Genomic DNA, 18,686 nt, shown 5'->3' on the forward strand with positions numbered 1-18,686 from the left:
CGGACTTATGCTGTCCCCTGCACCGACAAAGGAGACACACCGATGGGAACACTGCGCATCGATGACCTGCCCGCGGCCGTCCGGGCGATAAAACGCCAGTTGCGCAGCCGCCTGCCCAACTATCGCGAGGTCTTTCTCGAGGTGGAGGCCGATATCGAAAGACAGGCGGCCGTCATCGTCGCCGAGCGCGAGGCCGGCATCGCCGTCATCCCGGAAATCGACTTCGCCGACATCGCCGCCGGCACAGTCGACCCCGCCGCGCCGCAAGCGATCAGGACACGCGGCGCCTGCGTCATTCGCGGCGTGTTCAGCCCGGAGCGGGCGTCGGCCTGGAATAAGGAGATAGGCCGCTACCTGGCCCGAAACGGCATCGAGGACAGGCTGGCGCATCGCGCCGAGGACCGCTACTTCGGCGAGCTGGCATCCAACCAGCCGCAGATCCTCGGCGTGTACTGGTCCCGCCCGCAGGCGGAGGCCCGCCAGTCCGAGGAACTGACCCGCGCGCGCGTCTTCCTCAACCGCCTGTGGCGCAAGGGACGGGCGCAGCTTGATCCGGACCGGGTGCCCGCCTATGCCGACCGGCTGCGTCGCCGGCCGCCGGGCTCGGCGTCGCTGGGGCTGTCCGCCCACTGCGACGGCGGCTCGGTGGAGCGCTGGCTGGACGAAAACTTCCGCAAGGTGTACCGCCATGTCTTCGACGGCGACTGGCTGCGCTACGATCCTTTCGACGCCAGCTGGCGCACCGAAGTGCGCGAACTGCCGTCGCCGGCGGTATGCTCGATGTTCCGGACCTTTCAGGGCTGGACCGCCCTGACCGAGCAGGGGCCGGGGGACGGCACGCTGCAATTGATCCCCATCGCCAATGCGATGGCCTATCTGCTGCTGCGCGCGCTGCAGGACGACGTGCCGGACGACGATCTATGCGGCGCCCTGCCCGGCCGGGCCCTGTCCATCACCCCGGAATGGCACCAGCCGCTGCTGACGGCGCTGTCGTCCATTCCGCCGATGCGGCCGGGCGATGCGGTTTTCTGGCACTGCGACGTGATCCACGCGGTGGAAGACCAGCATCGCGGACCAGGCTGGAGCAATGTGATGTACATCGCCGCCGCGCCCGGCTGCGCCAAAAACGACGCCTACCTCACCCGCCAGCTGTCGGCCTTTCTGAACGGCAACAGCCCGCCCGACTTTCCGCCGGACCATTTTGAGACGGCCTTCCCCGACCGGGCCCGGCTGCGGGACCTGAGCCCGACCGGCCGTCGGCAGCTGGGCATCCGCGAACAATCGACGCCGGACGCTTAGCGCCGCCAACAAAACCGCTGATCCTGCGTTGCGCCTCCTTGTCATACGCTCTGTACTGCCTGCGTCGGCGCGCCACGGCTCAGATACGCTGCGAGGTTTTGTTCGCCGCTCTTAGAGCCTGTTCAAGGCCTTAACGCGTCCCGCTTGTCTGGAGTGAAACGACAATGGACCACTGCATCCTGGGATTCAACGGCGCGCGCATCGACCCCGTCAGCGGCGCCGCGCATCTGGGCAACGGCTACCGGGCTTACCACCCGGCGCTGATGCGGTTCCACAGCCCGGACAGCCTGAGTCCGTTCGGCGCCGGCGGCATCAATCCCTATGCCTATTGCGCCGGGGATCCGGTCAACCGGGCCGACCCCTCCGGCCACCTGAGCTGGCAGGCCTGGACCGGGATAGGCCTGGCCGTGACCGGCCTGGCATTGGCGGCCGTTACCGCCGGCAGCTCCATCGTCGCCTCCGGCGGCGTGATCGCCGCGCTGGAAAGCGCCTCGGCCGCCTCGCTGGTGATAGGCGGGGCGACAATGGTGGCCGATGCGGCGGCGATAGCCAGCAGCGCGACCGAGGAAAGTGATCCGGAAGCCTCGTCGGTGCTGGGTTGGATGTCGCTGGCGACGGGGATGCTGGCGCTGGGAGCCGGACTGGCCCCGAAGCTGGGCCGGTTCGCCGGCCAGGCGATGGCCGGCGCGCGCTTGCTTGGCAAGATCGAACGGGGAGAACGGGGTGGCTTCGGCATCCCCTTATCCGGTCGGGGCGCCGCCAGTTTCGCTCCCAACAATGAACGCTATTTCCTGGGCATTTCCGGAGACATGGCGGCCTTTGCCTATGGCGAAATGCTGGAGGGCCAGCCGGTATTAAGCGTTTACGGGCACAGCATCGTCATGCCGGATGAACGCTATGGCTACCTGCTGTTCAAGCCCATCGGCGTCAACGAGCTCCATCAGCAACTGACGCGCTTCGTCCTGGGTTACCACCGCTATCCGGTCATCCGGCTGGATTTCTGCAACTCCACTCAAATGGCGAGAGAACTATCGACGCTGCTGCCGGGCAGGATAGTCGGAGGCTTCAGCGGCGGCCCGCGGCTGGGCTTCAATCCGGAGGCTTCCAGAGTGATTTCCGGCGCGCTGGCGGCTTTTAGAAGTGCCGAGGGTGACCTGCGGAGCAAATTCTTGCGCGCGAGACAGTATTTTCTTCGATCGCTGCCGCCGGATCATCCGTTCAATATGGAAATTGACGATCAGCAGGGTACCTATTTCATCTGGTATCGCGACGGCATACCCACCGGCCGGGCAGACATGAACGGGGCGCGCACCTCCGGCAGGCTGGAGGATTAAGAGCCGCTAACAAAACCGCGCAGCGTACCTGAGCCAAGGCGCGCCGACGCAGGCAGTACAAGTAGTACGACAAGGAGGCGCAACGCAGGATCAGGGGTTTTGTTAGCGGGTCTAAGCGCCGCTAACAAAACCGCGCAGCGTACCTGGGCCAAGGCGCGCCGACGCAGGCAGTACAAGTAGTACGACAAGGAGGCGCAACGCAGGATCAGGGGTTTTGTTAGCGGGTCTAAGCGCGGCCAGCCGCGGCATCCCGCACCGGGAGGCCATCGACACCGCGGCGGGCGTCCGGCAAAACAAAGCCCTCCCGGATTGGGAGGGCTTGGCGGGTACGGCCGGGCTGTCAGTGCTGGTGCCCGTGCTCGCCGTGCACATGCTGGTGGGCGATTTCCTCGGCCGTCGCCTCGCGCACGGAGACCACCGTCAGCGCGAAGCGCAGGGCCTTGCCGCACAGCGGGTGGTTGCCGTCCAGCAATACCGTCGGGCCCTTGATCTTGGTGACGAAATAGTAGCGCGGCTGGCCATCCGGGCCGGTGCGACGGATCTGTCCGCCCACCTTGACGCCGGGCGGGAACTCGGCCTTGGGCATCGTGGTGACCAGCGCTTCGTCGCGCTCGCCGAAGGTGTCTTCGGTAGCCAGCTGCAGCGTGGTTTGAAAGCCGGCTTCCTGGCCTTCCAGCGCCGCTTCCAGCTTGGGGAAGAGGTTGTCGTAGCCGCCGTGCAGGTAGGCGACCGGGTTCTTGCCATCGTCGTAAACCAGGCCCTGGCTGTCGGTGACTTTCATGCGCAGGGTGACGGCGGTATTGGCGGTGATTTTCATGGCGGGCAATGGCGGATAAATTGAAGCCGGAAGGTTCGCAGCTCAGCCGGTGGGTGTCAACTGCCAAACCCCTCGTTTGCTGGATGCGGAGGCTGCGACTTCCCAGCCGAAAGCCGCCGCCTTTCATCCGGCATGCGAAGAACCGCCTTGGCCAATGACCGGTCACCTGGCGAATGGCGGCAGTTCAATGGTAGCGTCTCGGCCATACCAGTCAGTGGCTCGGTATCCAGGGAATGGCGACTTCCGACCCAAAGCGGCATTCCATCTGTTCGGATTCAATGCCAGAAAGCCGCTGTTCATACATGTCGAATTCACAATCGATATTGGGGACTGAAATGCAGCGCTTGGCGTGTGTCAGTGCCTCGTCATACAACTACGCTTAGCTCTGCCCAGATGGGTTGCCTATCTAAGAAATGGGAAACTTGCTCCAAGAGCTTTCCCAGAGTACGCCTCGCGGGTTCCATAGTGCACGATCAACTGATTCATCAACGTGATGAAGGGCGCAGAATTCTTGACGTCCTGTTTTTTAACGAGACCATTAGAGTCTGTGGTGGGCGTGCCTGTCGCGAGAAGGAGCAGCCGACTTGTCAAGGCACAGACCACCAAACATTTGGGGCTCTCCATAGAGGTCGGCTCCATTGTCTCGTGATCTACGCAGAACAGGGGCGTATCCGTGGTGCAGAGTGGTCCGGCTGCTGTATTGCTGGGAAAGTAACGAAAACCCCAATGTAGACAATCAAGAGCCGAGACGATGTCATTCAAGTGTGCGCTCTGGGCCTTCAAAAATGGTTCACGGTCGGCGATGCCTGCGAGCGTTGCGGCCATGTTGCTCGGCGTGCTCGCAACTATGGAGTAAAAAACGTCCCGACCGGACTGAGTGTTTAAAGGAGGAATCACTGCTTGGCCTTGCGCGACTTTTGCCACCCCAACCATCCGCGGGTTCCGCAAATGAAGACTAGCAAGGAACCGACAAACGGTCGTGCGCGCATCCTTTCCAGGCGAAAAGTCGATTTGACTCGGATCGTCGCGCATCCCCTTCCACACGTTCCCTGACGCAGTCTCAATCTCTTGCAACGCTTGGTCAACGCTGGGGTCCCACCCCGGGCTATCCTCGTTTGCCTGCTTGGGTACGAACGTCATGTCCGGCAGGGCCGAGGAGTAGAGGTGGTCCATGCAGGCCACCTTATCCAGCGCCTTCGTCTCGTCAGTAGGATTACCCGCGTACGCAGCCTTGATATCAGTGACCACGATACGTTCGCTTCCGGGCGACGTCGTAAAGCCGCGAAGGTAGAACTTGGGAACCCAGTGCTGATTGATAGCCAAAACCATGTTATCTCTCCCCCCTTCCTATTGCACAGATGCGTACAGTCTTCAGGGCGCCAAGGCATAGGGCCGTCTCGCTGCATGAAAGAAACGTCAAATTGCCAGATAGCCATGAGCGGTGAGCGTGACGGGGAATGTTGAAGGTAGCCTACCCGAAAGCGACCATTCGCGACCAACTGCTTCTAGCCGACAACAGCCATGCTATCACATTGGCATGATGAACAGGGACAGCCTTGACGGTTGCAATCCCGCACCTTGCCCCCCTTTTCGCAGGCCTGCCCTTCCCCAGATCAACTTGCCGTGCGGCCAGCGCTGCTGGTTGCCGCGCTCGCAATCCGACAAACAGGTCGATGCGGTCTGCAGGAGTTTTCTTATATCCAAGCCTGCCCGGAACCGCACGAGGAAGCCGCATGCTGAAATCTGGCCTGCCATGCGCGGAAGAAAACAATGAACCACGGCGTTCTGGGGTTTAATGGGGAGCGTCTCGATCCCGTCAGCGGTGCCACTCATCTGGGCAATGGCTACAGGGCGTATAGACCGGCGCTGATGCGCTTTCCTTGCCCGGACAGCCTGAGCCCGTTCGGCGCCGGCGGCATCAATTCCTATGCCTACTGCGCCGGGGATCCTGTGAACCGCACGGATCCAAGTGGACATCTGAGTTGGATGGCCTGGACCTCGATAGGTCTGGGCGCAGCGGGCCTGGCGCTGGCGGCCGTAAGCAAAGGGACTTCGATCATCGTTTCCGGAGGGCTGATCTCCGCACTGCAAAGCGCTTCGGCGGTATCGATAGCGATAGGCACACTGGCCGCCGTTTCCGACGTGGCGGCGATAGCCTGCGGTGCGACGGAAGAGAGCCATCCCCAGGCATCGGCCATTCTGGGATGGCTGTCGTTGGCAACGGGAGCGGCGTCGATCGGGACCGGCCTTGGCAGGGCCGCCGCTACCCGCGGCTCCGTCGGCATGGCGGAAACCGTGTCGGGGATTTCGGCAAAACGCTGGCGAGAGGACGGCTATGTCGCGCTGGGACAGGACATCCGGAATCTGAAAACCATAGGCTCGCATGGTATTCCGATGGAGGATGACACTATCCACTTCGCCTATCTGTTTGACGATGTCTACAAGGACGCCGCCCGGCTGAACATCATTGCGCACGGACGCAACGATGTCAGCCGCTTGTCGATTCCTCTGCTTGATCACGCCACCGGTCAGCCCGAGGCTTACGGCCCGGAAGCTTTTGCGCTCCAGATCAAGCAAAGAACGGGAATCGCCTATGAGGACTATCGATACGCCAGGCTGATCATTTGCCGCTCGGCGGACTCCATCGGAGGCAGCATCTTCGCCCAGCATTTTGCAGACTTTACCGGCTTGACGGTCAAAGCCTATTCCGGCCAGGTCAAGATTGCACGGGATGTCCTGGGCACGATTGCGGCATCGGCGGGAACAAGCAACTTTTTCAGTGCCGCCGCCGTTGATGCCGGCGCCGTCGATGCGCGTTTCATGCGGCTCAAACCCTGGTTTGGCGGGGATAAGGAGTTTTTCAGGCTGCATCCGGACCGGACATCCCGGATATTTACGCCTTCTCCAACAGAATTGTTCGATCCGCCGATCTGACCGTCCCGGAAGCGCCGTCGTTCCTCGCTCCAAGAACCAAGAGAATATGGCCTGGTCCGCTACCGCGGCATATCCGATCAACCATAGCTGACGGGAATAGATGACAGGCCGCCGCCAGCTTGACCCAATCGCTGTTGTTGACCACTACCGCCGGTCATGTTTTTCCGGAAAACCGTTTGCTACGGACAAAAATAGCCGGCCTGTCCTGCTTGGCTATCTTATTCTCCGCGCGGTTTGATCGGCGCAACGGCCACCTGCCCTGCGTTTCTTTACACATCGCCTTGCAGCGTCCACCGCACAGCAAGCTCCTGCCGATCCGGCTTGCCGCGCAAGCGGTCCAGCCAACTCAGCGCTTGCGGCACCGGAACGGCCGGGAAACGTTCCCCTTCAATGAAATGCCGGCTCACACTGGCCAGGCCGTGAGCCGACAGGTCCGCGCACCATACGCCGCTCTGTGGGCACGCCTCATGGCTTGCGGCCGCGTATCCCAGCTTGATCTTCGGCGGGGTTTCCGGCTTGGGCAACTCGGTCTTGGGCAGGCCGGTCGCCGGGTCCAGGTTCTTGGCCTTGGCCAGTTTCACCACCAGTTTTTCGTCGGGCTTGGCCGGCTCGGCATTGGCCTTCCAGTCTTTTTCCCACTCGAAAGTCCCATCCCACGGCGGCAGCTTGGCCGGCGGCAACGGTACGATCTTGTCGATGTCCGGCACCTTGGGATTGCGGCCATCGTAGCGTTTCAACAAGGTCCAGATCGCTTCGTAGCGTTTCACGCGCTCAGGGTCGGGTTTAACGGCCAAGTCATACAACTGATTCTTGCCTTTTTCTGCATCAAACGCTTCTTGCACACGTAGGGCACTACCAGAATGTCCAGCTTTGACGGCCTGCTGGTAGGCATACAATGCATCGGGGTAATGCTTGTCCACTTGCAAATCCACCCCCAAGCTATTTGCCGCATCGGCATGACCTTGCTCCGCGGCGCAGCGCCACATCTGCCGCGCGATATCGGGCGCCAGTTCCGGTTCAATCAGCAGGTCACCAATATAGGCTTGGGCGTCCGCGCTACCCAGGTCCGCCGCCTTGCGGAAATACATCAGCGCCTTCTCGTTGTCCTGATCGTAGCCATAGCCGATTTGCAGGTAGTGGCCGGTCAGGTAATAGCCATTGGGGATGTTGTCCGCCACCAGCTGTTCGGCCAGATCCAGCACTTCGTTGACGGCATCGGGCGACGCCACCTCGCCCTTGCCCACCATCCGTTGCAGATTGTTGTTGGCCTTGTAGTGGCCATGGGCGGCGGCGATGCGGTACAGCCGACCGGCTTCGGGCAGCAGTTTCGGCTGGTATTGCAGTTGCAGCCAACGGGCGTATTGGAACAGCTGGTCCGCTTCAGAACTAAGTTGCGGCAAATTCTTTTTTTCATAGACACAGGCAAAAGCCAGATTGACTTCCACCTCATCCAATGTGGGTAAACGCTTTTCCGGCTTGCCGCAGGCGGAAAGCAGAATAAGCAGCACCGTTATTGCAAACCCTTTACGAATGGTCAGCACCGACAGGCCTACCAGTTTTTGGGTCTAGATTCTTGGCTTTGGCTAGTTTGGCAATCAATTCTTCACTAGGTTTGGGAGGGGCCACATTAGCCTCATGATTCTTCTGCCATTGAATCTTGCCGTCCCATGGCGGGAGTTTCGCTGGGGGCAACGGTACGATTTCATCCAATTCAGGAACAGTCGGATGAAGATAAGAATAGCGACCGAGGACATCTGCAATTTTCTTGTAACGATCGGCTCGCTCAACATCTTTCAGAAGCCCAAGATAATTAAATGTATCCGACGCATCAGGCCCAGAAAATGCGGCCTCCAACTCGGCTGCCGAAGTTTCATTTCCATTCTTAACACCAGTATGAAAAATTTTTACTGCTTCTGGATATGCTTTATCACCTTTGTAGTCCCTTCCTAAACTGTCCGCTGCACTTCCACTACCCTGATCAGCTGCGCAATGTCGCATTTGACGGGCAACTTCTGGTGCATGATCCAATGGTGCTAGTTTTTCAGCGACCCAAGACTGTCCATCAGGGCTACCTAAATCAGCGGATTTTCGATAGTAGCGCAAAGCCAGCTCCGGGTCTTGTTTCACCCCGTAACCTGCCTCAATATACCGAGCCATGTCGTAGTAGCCCCCCGGCACGCCTTGACGGATCAACTCTTCGGTCAAGTCCAATGTTTCCTTTACCGGATCAGCAGACCATGCATGACCTTTTCCAATCATTTGGCGCAGCTCTAGATTGGCCTTATAATGATTATGGGCAGTCGCAATGCGAAACAAGCGTTCCAGCTCCGGATAAACGCTAATATCTTCTTTCAGCAAATTATTCTTTTGCACATATCGGGCATAACGATATAGTTGATCCGCTTCAGGACTGAGCTGCGGCAAATTCTTTTTTTCATAGACACAGGCAAAAGCCCGATTGACTTTCACCTCGTCCAATGTGGGCAATCGCTTTTCCGGCTTGCCGCAGGCGGAAAGCAGAATAAGCAGCACCGTTATTTCAAACCCTTTACGAATGGTCAGCACCGACAGGCCTACCAGTTTTTGGGTCTAGATTCTTGGCTTTGGCTAGTTTGGCAATCAACTCTTCACTAGGTTTGGGAGGGGCCACATTAGCCTCATGATTCTTCTGCCATTGAATCTTGCCGTCCCATGGCGGAAGTTTCGCTGGGGGCAACGGTACGATTTCATCCAATTCAGGAACAGTCGGATGAAGATAAGAATAGCGACCGAGGACATCTGCAATTTTCTTATAGCGGCTTGCACGTTCAATGTCCTTTTCCAGTCCTAAATAGTTAAATGTGTCAGTTTTATCAGGACCTAAAAATCCTTGCTGCAAGTCAACTGCAGATGTTGAATACCCTCCCTTGACTGCAAGTTGAAATGCCTCAACCGCTTCTTTGTAAACCCCATCACCCTGATAGTCTCTAGCTAAGCTATCTGCTGCGTGGCCATGCCCTTGCTCCGCTGCACATTTCCTCATCTCACGTGCAATTTTTGGCGCACGATCTAGCGGGGCTAATTTTTCAGCTACCCAATATTGTCCATCTGGGCTACCTAAATCAGCAGATTTTCGATAGTAGCGCAAGGCCAACTCCGGGTCTTGTTTCACCCCGTAACCCGCTTCAATATACCGAGCCATGTCGTAGTAGCCCCCCGGCACGCCTTGACGGATCAACTCTTCGGCCAAGTCCAATGTTTCCTTTACCGGATCAGCAGACCATGCATGACCTTTTCCAATCATTTGGCGCAGCTCTAGATTGGCCTTATAATGATTATGGGCAGTCGCAATGCGAAACAAGCGTTCCAGCTCCGGATAAACGCCAATATCTTCTTTCAGCAAATTATTCTTTTGCACATATCGGGCATAACGATATAGTTGATCCGCTTCAGGACTGAGCTGCGGCAAATTCTTTTTTTCATAGACACAGGTAAACGCTAAGTTAGCCTGCATATCATCCAAAGTCGGCACAGTTCGCTCCTTGCTACCACATGCGGCCAGGCATACAAATAGAATTAAAGGAAAAATTCGTGACGTCATTTCAGTCTTTATCCGTCCGCACCGGACTAATGCGAGAAAATTCAATTAAAGATGCCACTGGTTTTTTGTACTTCCCTTGTGCTTCTTTGTTTTTATTAATGACACGTTGCCACGACTCAAATGCCTCTGCAGGCTTATCTTGAGCACCTTTCCCGTCAGTATGTAAATTCCAAAGATGCCGTCTTAATGGAACGGTAATCTCGGGCCGGTGATGCGCGATATTCATTTCACTATCCACCTGCATACTGCGGGTATTGATGTTGGCGCTGCCCAGCGTCATGAAGGTATCGTTGACGATCATCAGTTTCGCGTGAATGTAAACCGGCGTCCACACCCGACCGGGCGTTGTGTAAGACTCCGCGCTCATCGGATACTTCAACCGCACCTTTTTGACATCCGGGGTGGTGGGTTCGGAGTCCGGCGCGACCAGGGTGCAAACATGAACTTTCAGTCCAGGACGAGACTCTGGCAGGACGGGCACATCGGGCTTACGCGCGGCCTCAACCTGCTGCTGCAAGGTATCCCGCTTCGCCTGCAGGGCGGCCTGTTTCTGTTCCAGTTCTTTGCGCTTGGCTTGGTAGGCTTGAATCTTGGCAGGGCCTGCGGCGCGGCTGGGCGGTAGCAATTGGCTTTGGTCAAGCAAATTCATGCGACGTTCTACTTCTGCGCGGTTCAGGCGCGTTTGCAGATCATCCGCACGTTCCAGGCGGGCTAAGCTGGGGATCGTATCCGCACGCCCCAGGCTCTCCATCATCTGATAAGTCTTGACGGTGCCGTCTCCCATCCCTTCATCGCTGGAGTTGGTGACCACGAACAAGTAGAGCGAGTCGTGTTGACCGGGATCGCGTCCGCATCCTGTCTGGGTAGCCGCTACCTGTTTGATCTTCTCCGCCAGAGGCGGCCAACGGAAATACTGGTTCTCGATGTAGATCATCGACGTGGCATTGTTCACCGCCTGGAAGTAGAGCTTCTCGATATCGCGCACATTGTACTGCGCTTGAGTACGCAGGATTTGCCCTTGAATCTTCTCGTTCTTGCTATCCAATCGCACCGGATAGTTGTCGAATTTCGGCTTGGGCAGCGATTCACCCGTTTCCTTCTTCCAGGCTTGCCAGAAGTTCAAGAACAAGTCGCCCACAATGGGGCCGGTAACGCGGCTGGAGATATCCTGACGAGGACCGTGACCATTACTGCCCTGATTGGGCGCATAGCGCTTGTAGCTGTGCGCGTCCTTATCCCAATACTCATCAAGCATGTTATGGCCCATCACAAAGCCTGTCGCTCGTTGTGGGTCTTCATAGTCCACCACGACCATCTTCTGGTGGTGGGTGACGGTAGCGGTGTGGGCCGCCTTGGTTTGCCAGCCTAAGCCCTTGTCCTTTGCCTCGAAACGGGAACGGTACAAGATTTCAGTCCGCTCATTCCAGTCAAAACCCCGTCCAACAAAGCGAGGGTTGCCCGTTGGGGACTTGGCTCGGGTATACCACGCGACATCGAAACGATGCTGGTCCTTGGTCTCTGTCGGAGAGTGACTAAACAACGCGCTATAGCCCGGGGTGTTATTTTCCGGGCCTAACTGCGCCACATTGCCGGCGCCCATGGTCCACCCCAAGATACGGACCTTCACGCCTTGTCTTGCCTTCTGGTCAAGCAGCTCGCCAATACAGGGCGACGCACCATCGCGAATGAAAAACATCGACGGTTGGAAACCCCAACAGATGATGCAAACCGATTTCGTCGCTGCGGCTATCGCCTCATGGACGGCCCGGAAGGCGCGTTCGCCATTGACCAGCACTTGAAAGCTCGCGTTCAGCACATTGTATTCAGAGCCATCGACAAACCAGGGCGGCGTGATCGTGCATTGCATGGTCTGGTTCAGCGCCGCCGGAGTGGTGATTTTCTTGTTCGCCACATCACCCATTGTGCGGCCCCTTCCCTTGTAACATGCCTAAAAAGTCCTCTCGAACCGAGTCGATCCATCCTGTACGTCCGGCTTCGTCTGCTTTGCCCGCTTGATGGCCGTGGAAACCCAGATTGGCTGGTTCACCCTGTGTTGGGTTGCTGTAATCGTTAGGAACCGGGATATCGTATTGCACCCCATTTGCCATCTTGATCCGATATTTCTGCGTGGGGGCCATGTGGTCAATGTGTAGCTTGCCGCTTTCGTCCAACACGCCCTTCTTGAGTTCCGCGCCATCGGCGTAGAGGGTGAACGGCATACCTGCCCAGCTGCTTCTCACCCCCTGCGCAGCTTGGTCTACCTGGACCGTGAATGGCATCTTGGGCAGACTCTGTGGGAAAGCGGGGTGTGCAATATTCATCCTATCGGGACCGCTCAGATCGTGGCTGGCCCCCTTGATGCTGACCGTGCCCGGACAATGCACTTCGATATTGCCGCCCTTGAGCCGAATGTACCCGCCGCCGCTGGTGAGCAGGATTTCGTCCTTGGCCGCGACCGTGATGCGCGCCTTGCCGGAAGTGATGGTGACGTCCTTATCTGCGGTCAGCTCCATCGCATCGCTTTGCGCCTGGATCTGCACCTTGCCCTTGGCCGCGATCAGCTTCATCGCCACTTTATCGGCGACGCCGCTCACGAACAGGCTGATGCTCTTGCCAACGTTGTGAATCCAGCGCCGTCCGGTGACGTGGTTGGCGTCGCGCTGGGCAAGCAGATTCAGATTGGCGCCGGCTGCCAGCGTCTGGCTCTGTTCGCTCAGACTGGCGATGCCGGCAGGGGCAGACAAGACCAGCTGAGGCTGCCGCCCCGCTTGCTCCTTGCCGGCGCTGCCGTCCTTATCGGTATTGGTGCCCGCCTCCCAGGCGGCCAGGGCATCCAGCTGGTGCTGCAGATGGCCTTTGGTCTTCTTGCCGCTTTTGGCGTTGTCGTCACCGATACCGTCCGGGCCGGTCTCCATGGTGTCGGCCAACTGCGCGGTAGCGGTTTCAGCCAGCGCCTGGCTCAGCGCAACGGCGGATTGCAGCTGGCTTTGCGCCTGTTCACGGGCGAGTTGTTTCCCGCCGGCGCCGCTTTGCGCCTCGGTGGACAGCAATAGGCCGTGCGCGGCGCGAATGGCGCCATGGTTGTCGGTGCGCAGTTCGAAGCCTTCGCCGCGCGGCTGGACCTTGCCGTTGCTCCTGGGATGGGTCAGGAAGCCCTGGTTCAGCTGCGTCTTGCCCGGCTCGCTGGAAAGCTTGGCGCGGACTTCGCCTGGGGTATCGTCAAACAGCAGTTCGTTGTAGCCGCCGCCCTGATGCTCTTTCGACTTGATGCCGGACAGGGTCTTGTTGGCCGGCAGGCTGCCGACGCCGCTGAAGTCCGGCGGTGGATGGCCGCCGTTGTACAGCACGCCGGTAATCAAGGGCCGGTCGATGTCGCCCTCGATGAAGTTGACCAGCACTTCCTGGCCGATGCGCGGGATGAACTGGTGGCCCCACGCCGCGCCGGCCGAGGGCATGGCCACGCGCAGCCAGCAGGAAGACTTGTCGTCCATGCCCGCGCCTATGGTCGGGTGTTCCTCTGGCCGCTGCCAGTGGAATTGCACTTTGACACGACCGTGTTCGTCGGTATGCACTTCTTCGCCGGCGGGCCCCACCACGGTCGCGGTTTGGCTGCCCAGGCTGCGGGGCTTGGCGTGCGGGGTGTCGGCATAGGCCGGCGTCAGCGGGATGCCGCGCCGTTGGGCCTGAAACTCAGTCTGGTAGGGTGCATCCGCCTTGTCGGCGGCCAGGCCCAAGCCGGGGGCCATCGTTTGCAAGGACTGGGTCAGATCGCCTGGCAGGTTGTTGCGGGCCTGGATGCGTTGTCCGATGACGACGAATTCGCGCTGCTCGGCGCTGTCGTCCTGGTGCGCCGGGTGGTCGTCCAAGCGGAACCATGCGCCGGCCAGCAGGCCGCGCACCGCACCGGAGCCGGTAAAGGTCTTGGCCTGCAGGTCGTTCGCCTGTTGGCGCAGCTGGGCATAGCGGCTGAATTGGTCGGCGTCGCTGGCGTAGTAAAGACCGGGCGCATCGTAGTGGGTCAGGCTGCTTTGCAGCGCCTGGCCGGCCTGCCCCTGATCCACCTGGCTGGTATCGACGCTGTGACTGGTGCTGGTGGACTGATAATCGTAGCTGGCCAGCGCCACGCCGCCGGGGACGATCTGGCGCGCCGCTTGCCAATCGGTCAGGCCGTCTTGCTCCTCCGTTGCGTCGGCGCGGTGGAAACGCACGCTTTGCGCGCTGCCGGCAGGCAGGCTGAAGGCATCGTCGAATACCACCAGCCGGACTTGCGGGCCGTCGTCATCGATATGCTCAAAACGCCAGGCAAAGCCTTCCTCATGCATCAGCCTCGCGATGAAATCGAAGTCGCTCTCCCTATATTGCAGGCAATAGCTGCGCGCGGGCTGCTTGGCATCCACCTTGATCTCCAGCGTTTGCACGCGGGCGAAGGCGGGATTGGCGGCCTGATGCTCGTTGATGATCTGCTTGATGATGTCCGGGACTGTCATGTCCTGGAACACGCGCGAGGTCCTGCGATGGCGCAGCAGCGCGAAGGGGGGCTCCACAGTGATGCGATAGCGGGAGAAGCCGCCATCGCTGCCCAGCAAGCGCGCCTGGCTGATCACGCCGCAACGCACGTCCTCGCCTCCTTCGGCATTCATCAGGCCGATCCGGGCCGGGTGGCCTAGCAGGGATTTCAGCTCGATCCGGCCATCCGGCGACAGGCAGTCCAACTGGAAACGGTAGGAACGGGACAGGCCTTCCTCGCCATCCAATGCCTGCGGCAGCAACTGCTCCGGAGCTGCGGTATCGCTGGCGATGACAACGGTGATATGGCGGTTATCCTGGGAAAAGGCTGAAGCGAAGGATGCGAGCAGAGCGGTGATATCCATGGTTCTTCCATGCGTACGCCGCAGGCTTCGGCGATTATGCAGCTGCAACAAAATGGGAAGCGGGCAGGATAACCTTTTAGGGGAGAGGGATGTGGGATCGGCAGCTGTACTTTAGTGTAGGCTTAAGCTAATGACATGGTATATTTTCATTGAAATGGTTTAGGCATGCCATGGCAAAGCCAATGCCCTTGCTGCCATGGCCGGCGGGGGCGTCACGCTACCGCCTCCATGCCAGCCCCAACCAGGGCCATGGCGGCGCCTGCCGGTCTTCCGAGGACATCCACACGGACCACAAGCCGGCTTGGGCCTGCCTTCGTAAGATATCGCGGGGCGGCGACAAGCCAGCCCAGCCTCAAGGCAGCACCAAAAGCGCAAGGAGGGACGCCAGTCATCGCCCCTCCCCCACAGCAGCTACGCAAGCACAGCGGCGATTAGAGCGGCGAACGAAATGCCTGATGCGGCGTTGCACCGACTTGTCGTACTCAAGTACTGCCTACGTCGGCGCGCCTTGCCTCAGTCGTGAAACTGACTTTTGTTCGCCACTCTTGATGCTGCATGCCGGCCTGCCAATCAACCGGCGATCCGGCCCATCCGCTCCGCCAGCCGCAAATGGCAGGCGGCCGCCAGCTTGACCAGGTCGGTGTTGTTGACCGGCATCCTGCCCGGCTCGGCAATCAGCTCCGCCAGCCCTTCCAGCGTGGAAACCGAGCTGGACAGGCCTATCAGCTTGCCGTGCGGCCAGCGCTGCCGGTTGCGGCGCTCGTAATCCAGCGCCACCACCCAGCGCGAATGCTGCCATGGGCCGGGGCCGCGCAGTACCGCCTCCATCACCGCCCTCCCCACCTGCTGCGCCGCCTCGGCCGCCAGCGCCAAGGCCAGATGCAGGCTCTCCGCCGTGGTGGCCTGCCCGCCCTCATGCAGCAAAACCGGCCGCGTCTCCTCCCGCCACCAGCGCCGCAGCCGCCGCGCGCCCGGCTTCTTCACCCGCCGCACCAGCTCGTCCAGCTCGCCTTCGGACAAGCACAGCACCGGCTCGGCCTCGCCGGCCAACAGCAGCAGCCGTCCGGCAGGCGCCTCCAGCATCGGCAGCAGTGCGTCTACATCCAGTTGCAGCGCGGCGGCGATCTCGGCGGCGACAAACCAGAAGCCCTCCTGCCGACGGACCACGCGCAGCGGCAGGTCTTTGGCGTAATCGAGGCGTAGCGGCGCGTTGACGTCCAGGTCGATATGATGGTTCATCGCCGGCGCTCCCGGCATAGCTTGGTGGCTTGCCTGGATGGAGCATCGCAATGCCAGGGAGTGGACTGCAGCGTTGGGGAGACCGAGAAATGACTGAAGGCGCGACGTCCCTCAGCAGTGGAAGTGATCATGGCCATGATGGCCTCCTCAAAGTCACATGGGTACCCGGCCGGGTACAGATACCCACCGCCTTTGATCACAATGGTGCGAAAGTACACCTCGTGACAATGAAGGCGTAAATCTGCCGCCTAAACTGGGCGGATTCTGCTTATGCTTTGAGAGAAGCTTCAAGGTATACTTCTCGATACACAATGTCAACTGACTAACTTCCAAGCAAAATCAATAGAAAAGCTGACAATATGTACCGTGTTAGAGCGGACTAATAGCGATCTACCAATCGCTCGCCTAGGTGCTGAGATTCTGCACTACACCACGTATATCAAGCTGGCTGCGACTCAGCTTCCCTGCAGATAAAGATCGCATAGCTCTGAATCCGATGCCACGTCTCGATACCATACCCGTCGATTGCAAATCTGGAGACAGAAACATCATTCATTGCCCTGATCAACAGGGCCGACTCGCAAACCGACCCGCAAGCGCATTGGCTGGTTAAACTTTCTAAGCAAAACTCAGGAAGTCTGCTTTCAACGAGTAAGCACCCTTATCTTTCTGTCTGCAGAAAGAAAGGCCAACCTATCCTTTCCAACGACTCAGACAGTTCCTATCTGCGTTGTCCACATGAGCCCGCAGAGGCATCATGCAGTGAAACAAGCACCTCAGTACGCAATGCTTTCAAGAAATTATTGTCTAATGGTCCAAGCGTCGAGCTAAGCGGGGACGATCTCTACTCCGTTGTCAAGATCAATATGGCCAAGTTACCCGACCACAACAGCAATCTTGTACAAATCCACGATCAACTTGAGAAGTGGCTGCGCAGCTAGGATCTAATCAAAGTTTGCCAGAGAGGCCGGCAGTCATGCGAGAGGAGCAAGGTGGACAAACTTTCGCCAGAGCAACGAAGTACCTTGATGTCTAGGATAAAAGGAAGCAACACCTCACCTGAACGGAAGTTGCGGAGTGCTATGTGGCAGATGGGTCTCCGGTTCCGGCTAGGGCAACGCATAGGCCGAACCCGACCTGACATCGTCTTCAAAGGCGCGCGACTCGCAATTTTTGTGGACGGGTGCTTCTGGCACTCGTGCCCTGTCCACAAGTCAAGACCACAGTCCAATCAGTATTTCTGGGATGAGAAGCTAGCGCGAAATGTGGCTCGAGACAATAAAACGACTACCGACCTAGAAAGCTCTGGATGGACTGTGATGCGTTTTTGGGAGCATGAAGTAAAAGGAGACGCTATGGCGTGCGCCCTCAAGATTGCGGATGCATTGAAGAAAAACCGCACAAATGAACATCGCAAGTAAGGTAAGCAACACAAGCTACCTGACAACTACCGAACGCGAGGCCAGAGGCGACCTCTTCTGTATGGTAACCGGAGAGAAAGGTTATACTCGACAGGGAAGAATTTTGCCTAGTTCATACAGCATGAAAAAAACATTAATCAAGCAACACGCGCCGACAGCCATAGACCTGTTCTCCGGCTGTGGCGGCCTGTCTCTGGGCCTCAAGCAAGCAGGATTCCAAGTAGCCTGCGCGGTCGAGATCGACCCCAAAGCGCAGGAAACTTACCGTTTAAACCATGAAGACGTCCGGTTGCTCCCTTCCGACATTCGAAAGGTCCGAGTTCGGACGTTGATGCGTGAGCTAGGCATAAAAGCCGGTCAACTCGACCTGTTGGCTGGGTGCCCTCCCTGCCAAGGCTTCTCCAGGATCAGGACCAGAAACAAGAGCAGCTCAGATGCTGATGCGCGAAATGACCTGATCTTCGAGTTCCTGAGATTTGTGCGCGGCTTCCGTCCCAAGACCGTCATGCTGGAGAACGTGCCGGCGCTGAAAGACGACCCTCGCTTCGAAATCTTCTGGGGGGAAATGCAGCGCCTCGGGTACCATGGCCAGCCGGAGATACAGGATGCAGCAAAATTCGGAGTTCCACAGCGCAGGAAACGCCTCATCTACTTGGCTGTCCGTGGCAGATACCCGCTGCCTGAACTCGATACTACCGCCGAGCTAAAGACCGTCCAGGATACGATCGGTACCCTCGGCCCAGCTGGTACATCCGGAGATCCTATACACGACATCCCCGAAAACCGCGAACCGAAGACGCTAGCACTGATCAGGGCTATTCCGCACGACGGAGGCAGCCGCATGGACCTGCCCGAACAGTTTCGGCTTGCCTGCCATGAGACGACCGATGGGTTTAGAGATGTGTATGGCCGGATGAGTTGGGGGGAGCCGGCTCCAACTATCACTGGCGGCTGCCATAACCCTTCAAAGGGCAGGTTTCTCCACCCAGTCCATGATCGCGCGATTACGCTTCGTGAGGCCGCGCTCCTACAAGGATTCCCAGAGTCATATAGATTCAATGCGGAACATGGCAAAGAAGCGATTGCACTGATGATCGGCAACGCCTTACCCCCGCCGTTCATCAGCGCACATGCGACGGCGCTCATCAAATCGATTCGCAAACACAAGTAAAGCAAACGGCAGAAGGGGTT

General features: G+C 58.7%; 13 protein-coding genes. 5 read left to right on the plus strand and 8 right to left on the minus strand.

The window, feature by feature from the left end:
* Positions 1 to 42 precede the first annotated feature (42 nt).
* Together WNM05_RS15815 and WNM05_RS15820 are read left to right on the plus strand one after the other, a co-directional pair.
* Positions 43 to 1,299 (plus strand): DUF1479 domain-containing protein, encoded by a 1,257-nt coding sequence (locus WNM05_RS15815; RefSeq protein WP_434628621.1) that lies wholly within the window; start codon positions 43 to 45, stop codon positions 1,297 to 1,299.
* Between the two features lie 164 nt (positions 1,300 to 1,463).
* Positions 1,464 to 2,633 carry an RHS repeat-associated core domain-containing protein gene (locus WNM05_RS15820; RefSeq protein ID WP_434628623.1) on the plus strand — a complete coding sequence of 390 codons (1,170 nt, stop codon included), beginning with the start codon at positions 1,464 to 1,466 and terminating at the stop codon, positions 2,631 to 2,633.
* Positions 2,634 to 2,973: 340 nt separating this feature from the next.
* Here WNM05_RS15820 and WNM05_RS15825 read toward each other — a convergent pair whose 3' ends face one another.
* Together WNM05_RS15825 and WNM05_RS15830 are read right to left on the minus strand one after the other, a co-directional pair.
* Positions 2,974 to 3,450: an FKBP-type peptidyl-prolyl cis-trans isomerase gene (locus WNM05_RS15825; protein ID WP_434628625.1), complete on the minus strand. Its 477-nt coding sequence runs from the start codon at positions 3,448 to 3,450 to the stop codon at positions 2,974 to 2,976.
* Between the two features lie 402 nt (positions 3,451 to 3,852).
* Entirely contained in the window at positions 3,853 to 4,779 is a 927-nt protein-coding gene (locus tag WNM05_RS15830; RefSeq protein ID WP_434628627.1) for a DUF4238 domain-containing protein, read from the minus strand.
* 441 nt (positions 4,780 to 5,220) lie between these two features.
* Here WNM05_RS15830 and WNM05_RS15835 point away from each other — a divergent pair, with 441 nt between their 5' ends.
* The gene (locus tag WNM05_RS15835) at positions 5,221 to 6,384 is read left to right on the plus strand and encodes an RHS repeat-associated core domain-containing protein (protein WP_434628629.1); all 1,164 of its coding nucleotides are present in this window, start codon (positions 5,221 to 5,223) and stop codon (positions 6,382 to 6,384) included.
* A gap of 269 nt (positions 6,385 to 6,653) precedes the next feature.
* On the opposite strand, the gene WNM05_RS15840 is transcribed toward WNM05_RS15835, so the two are convergent.
* From WNM05_RS15840 to WNM05_RS15865, 6 genes are all read right to left on the minus strand, one after another.
* Positions 6,654 to 7,925 carry an SEL1-like repeat protein gene (locus WNM05_RS15840; RefSeq protein ID WP_434628631.1) on the minus strand — a complete coding sequence of 424 codons (1,272 nt, stop codon included), beginning with the start codon at positions 7,923 to 7,925 and terminating at the stop codon, positions 6,654 to 6,656.
* Entirely contained in the window at positions 7,909 to 8,949 is a 1,041-nt protein-coding gene (locus tag WNM05_RS15845; RefSeq protein ID WP_434628633.1) for an SEL1-like repeat protein, read from the minus strand. Before WNM05_RS15845 ends, WNM05_RS15840 begins: the two co-directional genes overlap by 17 nt.
* Entirely contained in the window at positions 8,933 to 9,895 is a 963-nt protein-coding gene (locus WNM05_RS15850; protein WP_434628635.1) for an SEL1-like repeat protein, read from the minus strand. The genes WNM05_RS15845 and WNM05_RS15850 overlap by 17 nt, the downstream gene beginning before the upstream one ends.
* A gap of 70 nt (positions 9,896 to 9,965) precedes the next feature.
* Positions 9,966 to 11,885, minus strand: a complete 1,920-nt coding sequence (locus WNM05_RS15855) for a phospholipase D-like domain-containing protein (RefSeq protein WP_434628637.1) — start codon at positions 11,883 to 11,885, stop codon at positions 9,966 to 9,968.
* Entirely contained in the window at positions 11,878 to 14,835 is a 2,958-nt protein-coding gene (locus tag WNM05_RS15860; protein WP_434628639.1) for a type VI secretion system Vgr family protein, read from the minus strand. The genes WNM05_RS15855 and WNM05_RS15860 overlap by 8 nt, the downstream gene beginning before the upstream one ends.
* Positions 14,836 to 15,405: 570 nt before the next feature.
* A complete protein-coding gene (locus tag WNM05_RS15865) occupies positions 15,406 to 16,074 on the minus strand; it encodes a hypothetical protein (RefSeq protein WP_434628641.1) in 669 nt (222 codons plus the stop codon).
* 992 nt (positions 16,075 to 17,066) lie between these two features.
* On the opposite strand from WNM05_RS15865, the gene WNM05_RS15870 reads away from it, so the two are divergent.
* Both WNM05_RS15870 and WNM05_RS15875 read left to right on the plus strand, forming a co-directional pair.
* Positions 17,067 to 17,495, plus strand: coding sequence for a very short patch repair endonuclease (locus WNM05_RS15870; RefSeq protein WP_434628642.1), 429 nt, complete (start codon positions 17,067 to 17,069; stop codon positions 17,493 to 17,495).
* Entirely contained in the window at positions 17,479 to 18,666 is a 1,188-nt protein-coding gene (locus tag WNM05_RS15875) for a DNA cytosine methyltransferase (protein ID WP_434628644.1), read from the plus strand. The genes WNM05_RS15870 and WNM05_RS15875 overlap by 17 nt, the downstream gene beginning before the upstream one ends.
* The last annotated feature ends 20 nt before the right edge of the window (positions 18,667 to 18,686 follow it).

It is taken from the genome of Chromobacterium sp. CV08, assembly GCF_051129845.1.
Taxonomy (GTDB): domain Bacteria; phylum Pseudomonadota; class Gammaproteobacteria; order Burkholderiales; family Chromobacteriaceae; genus Chromobacterium.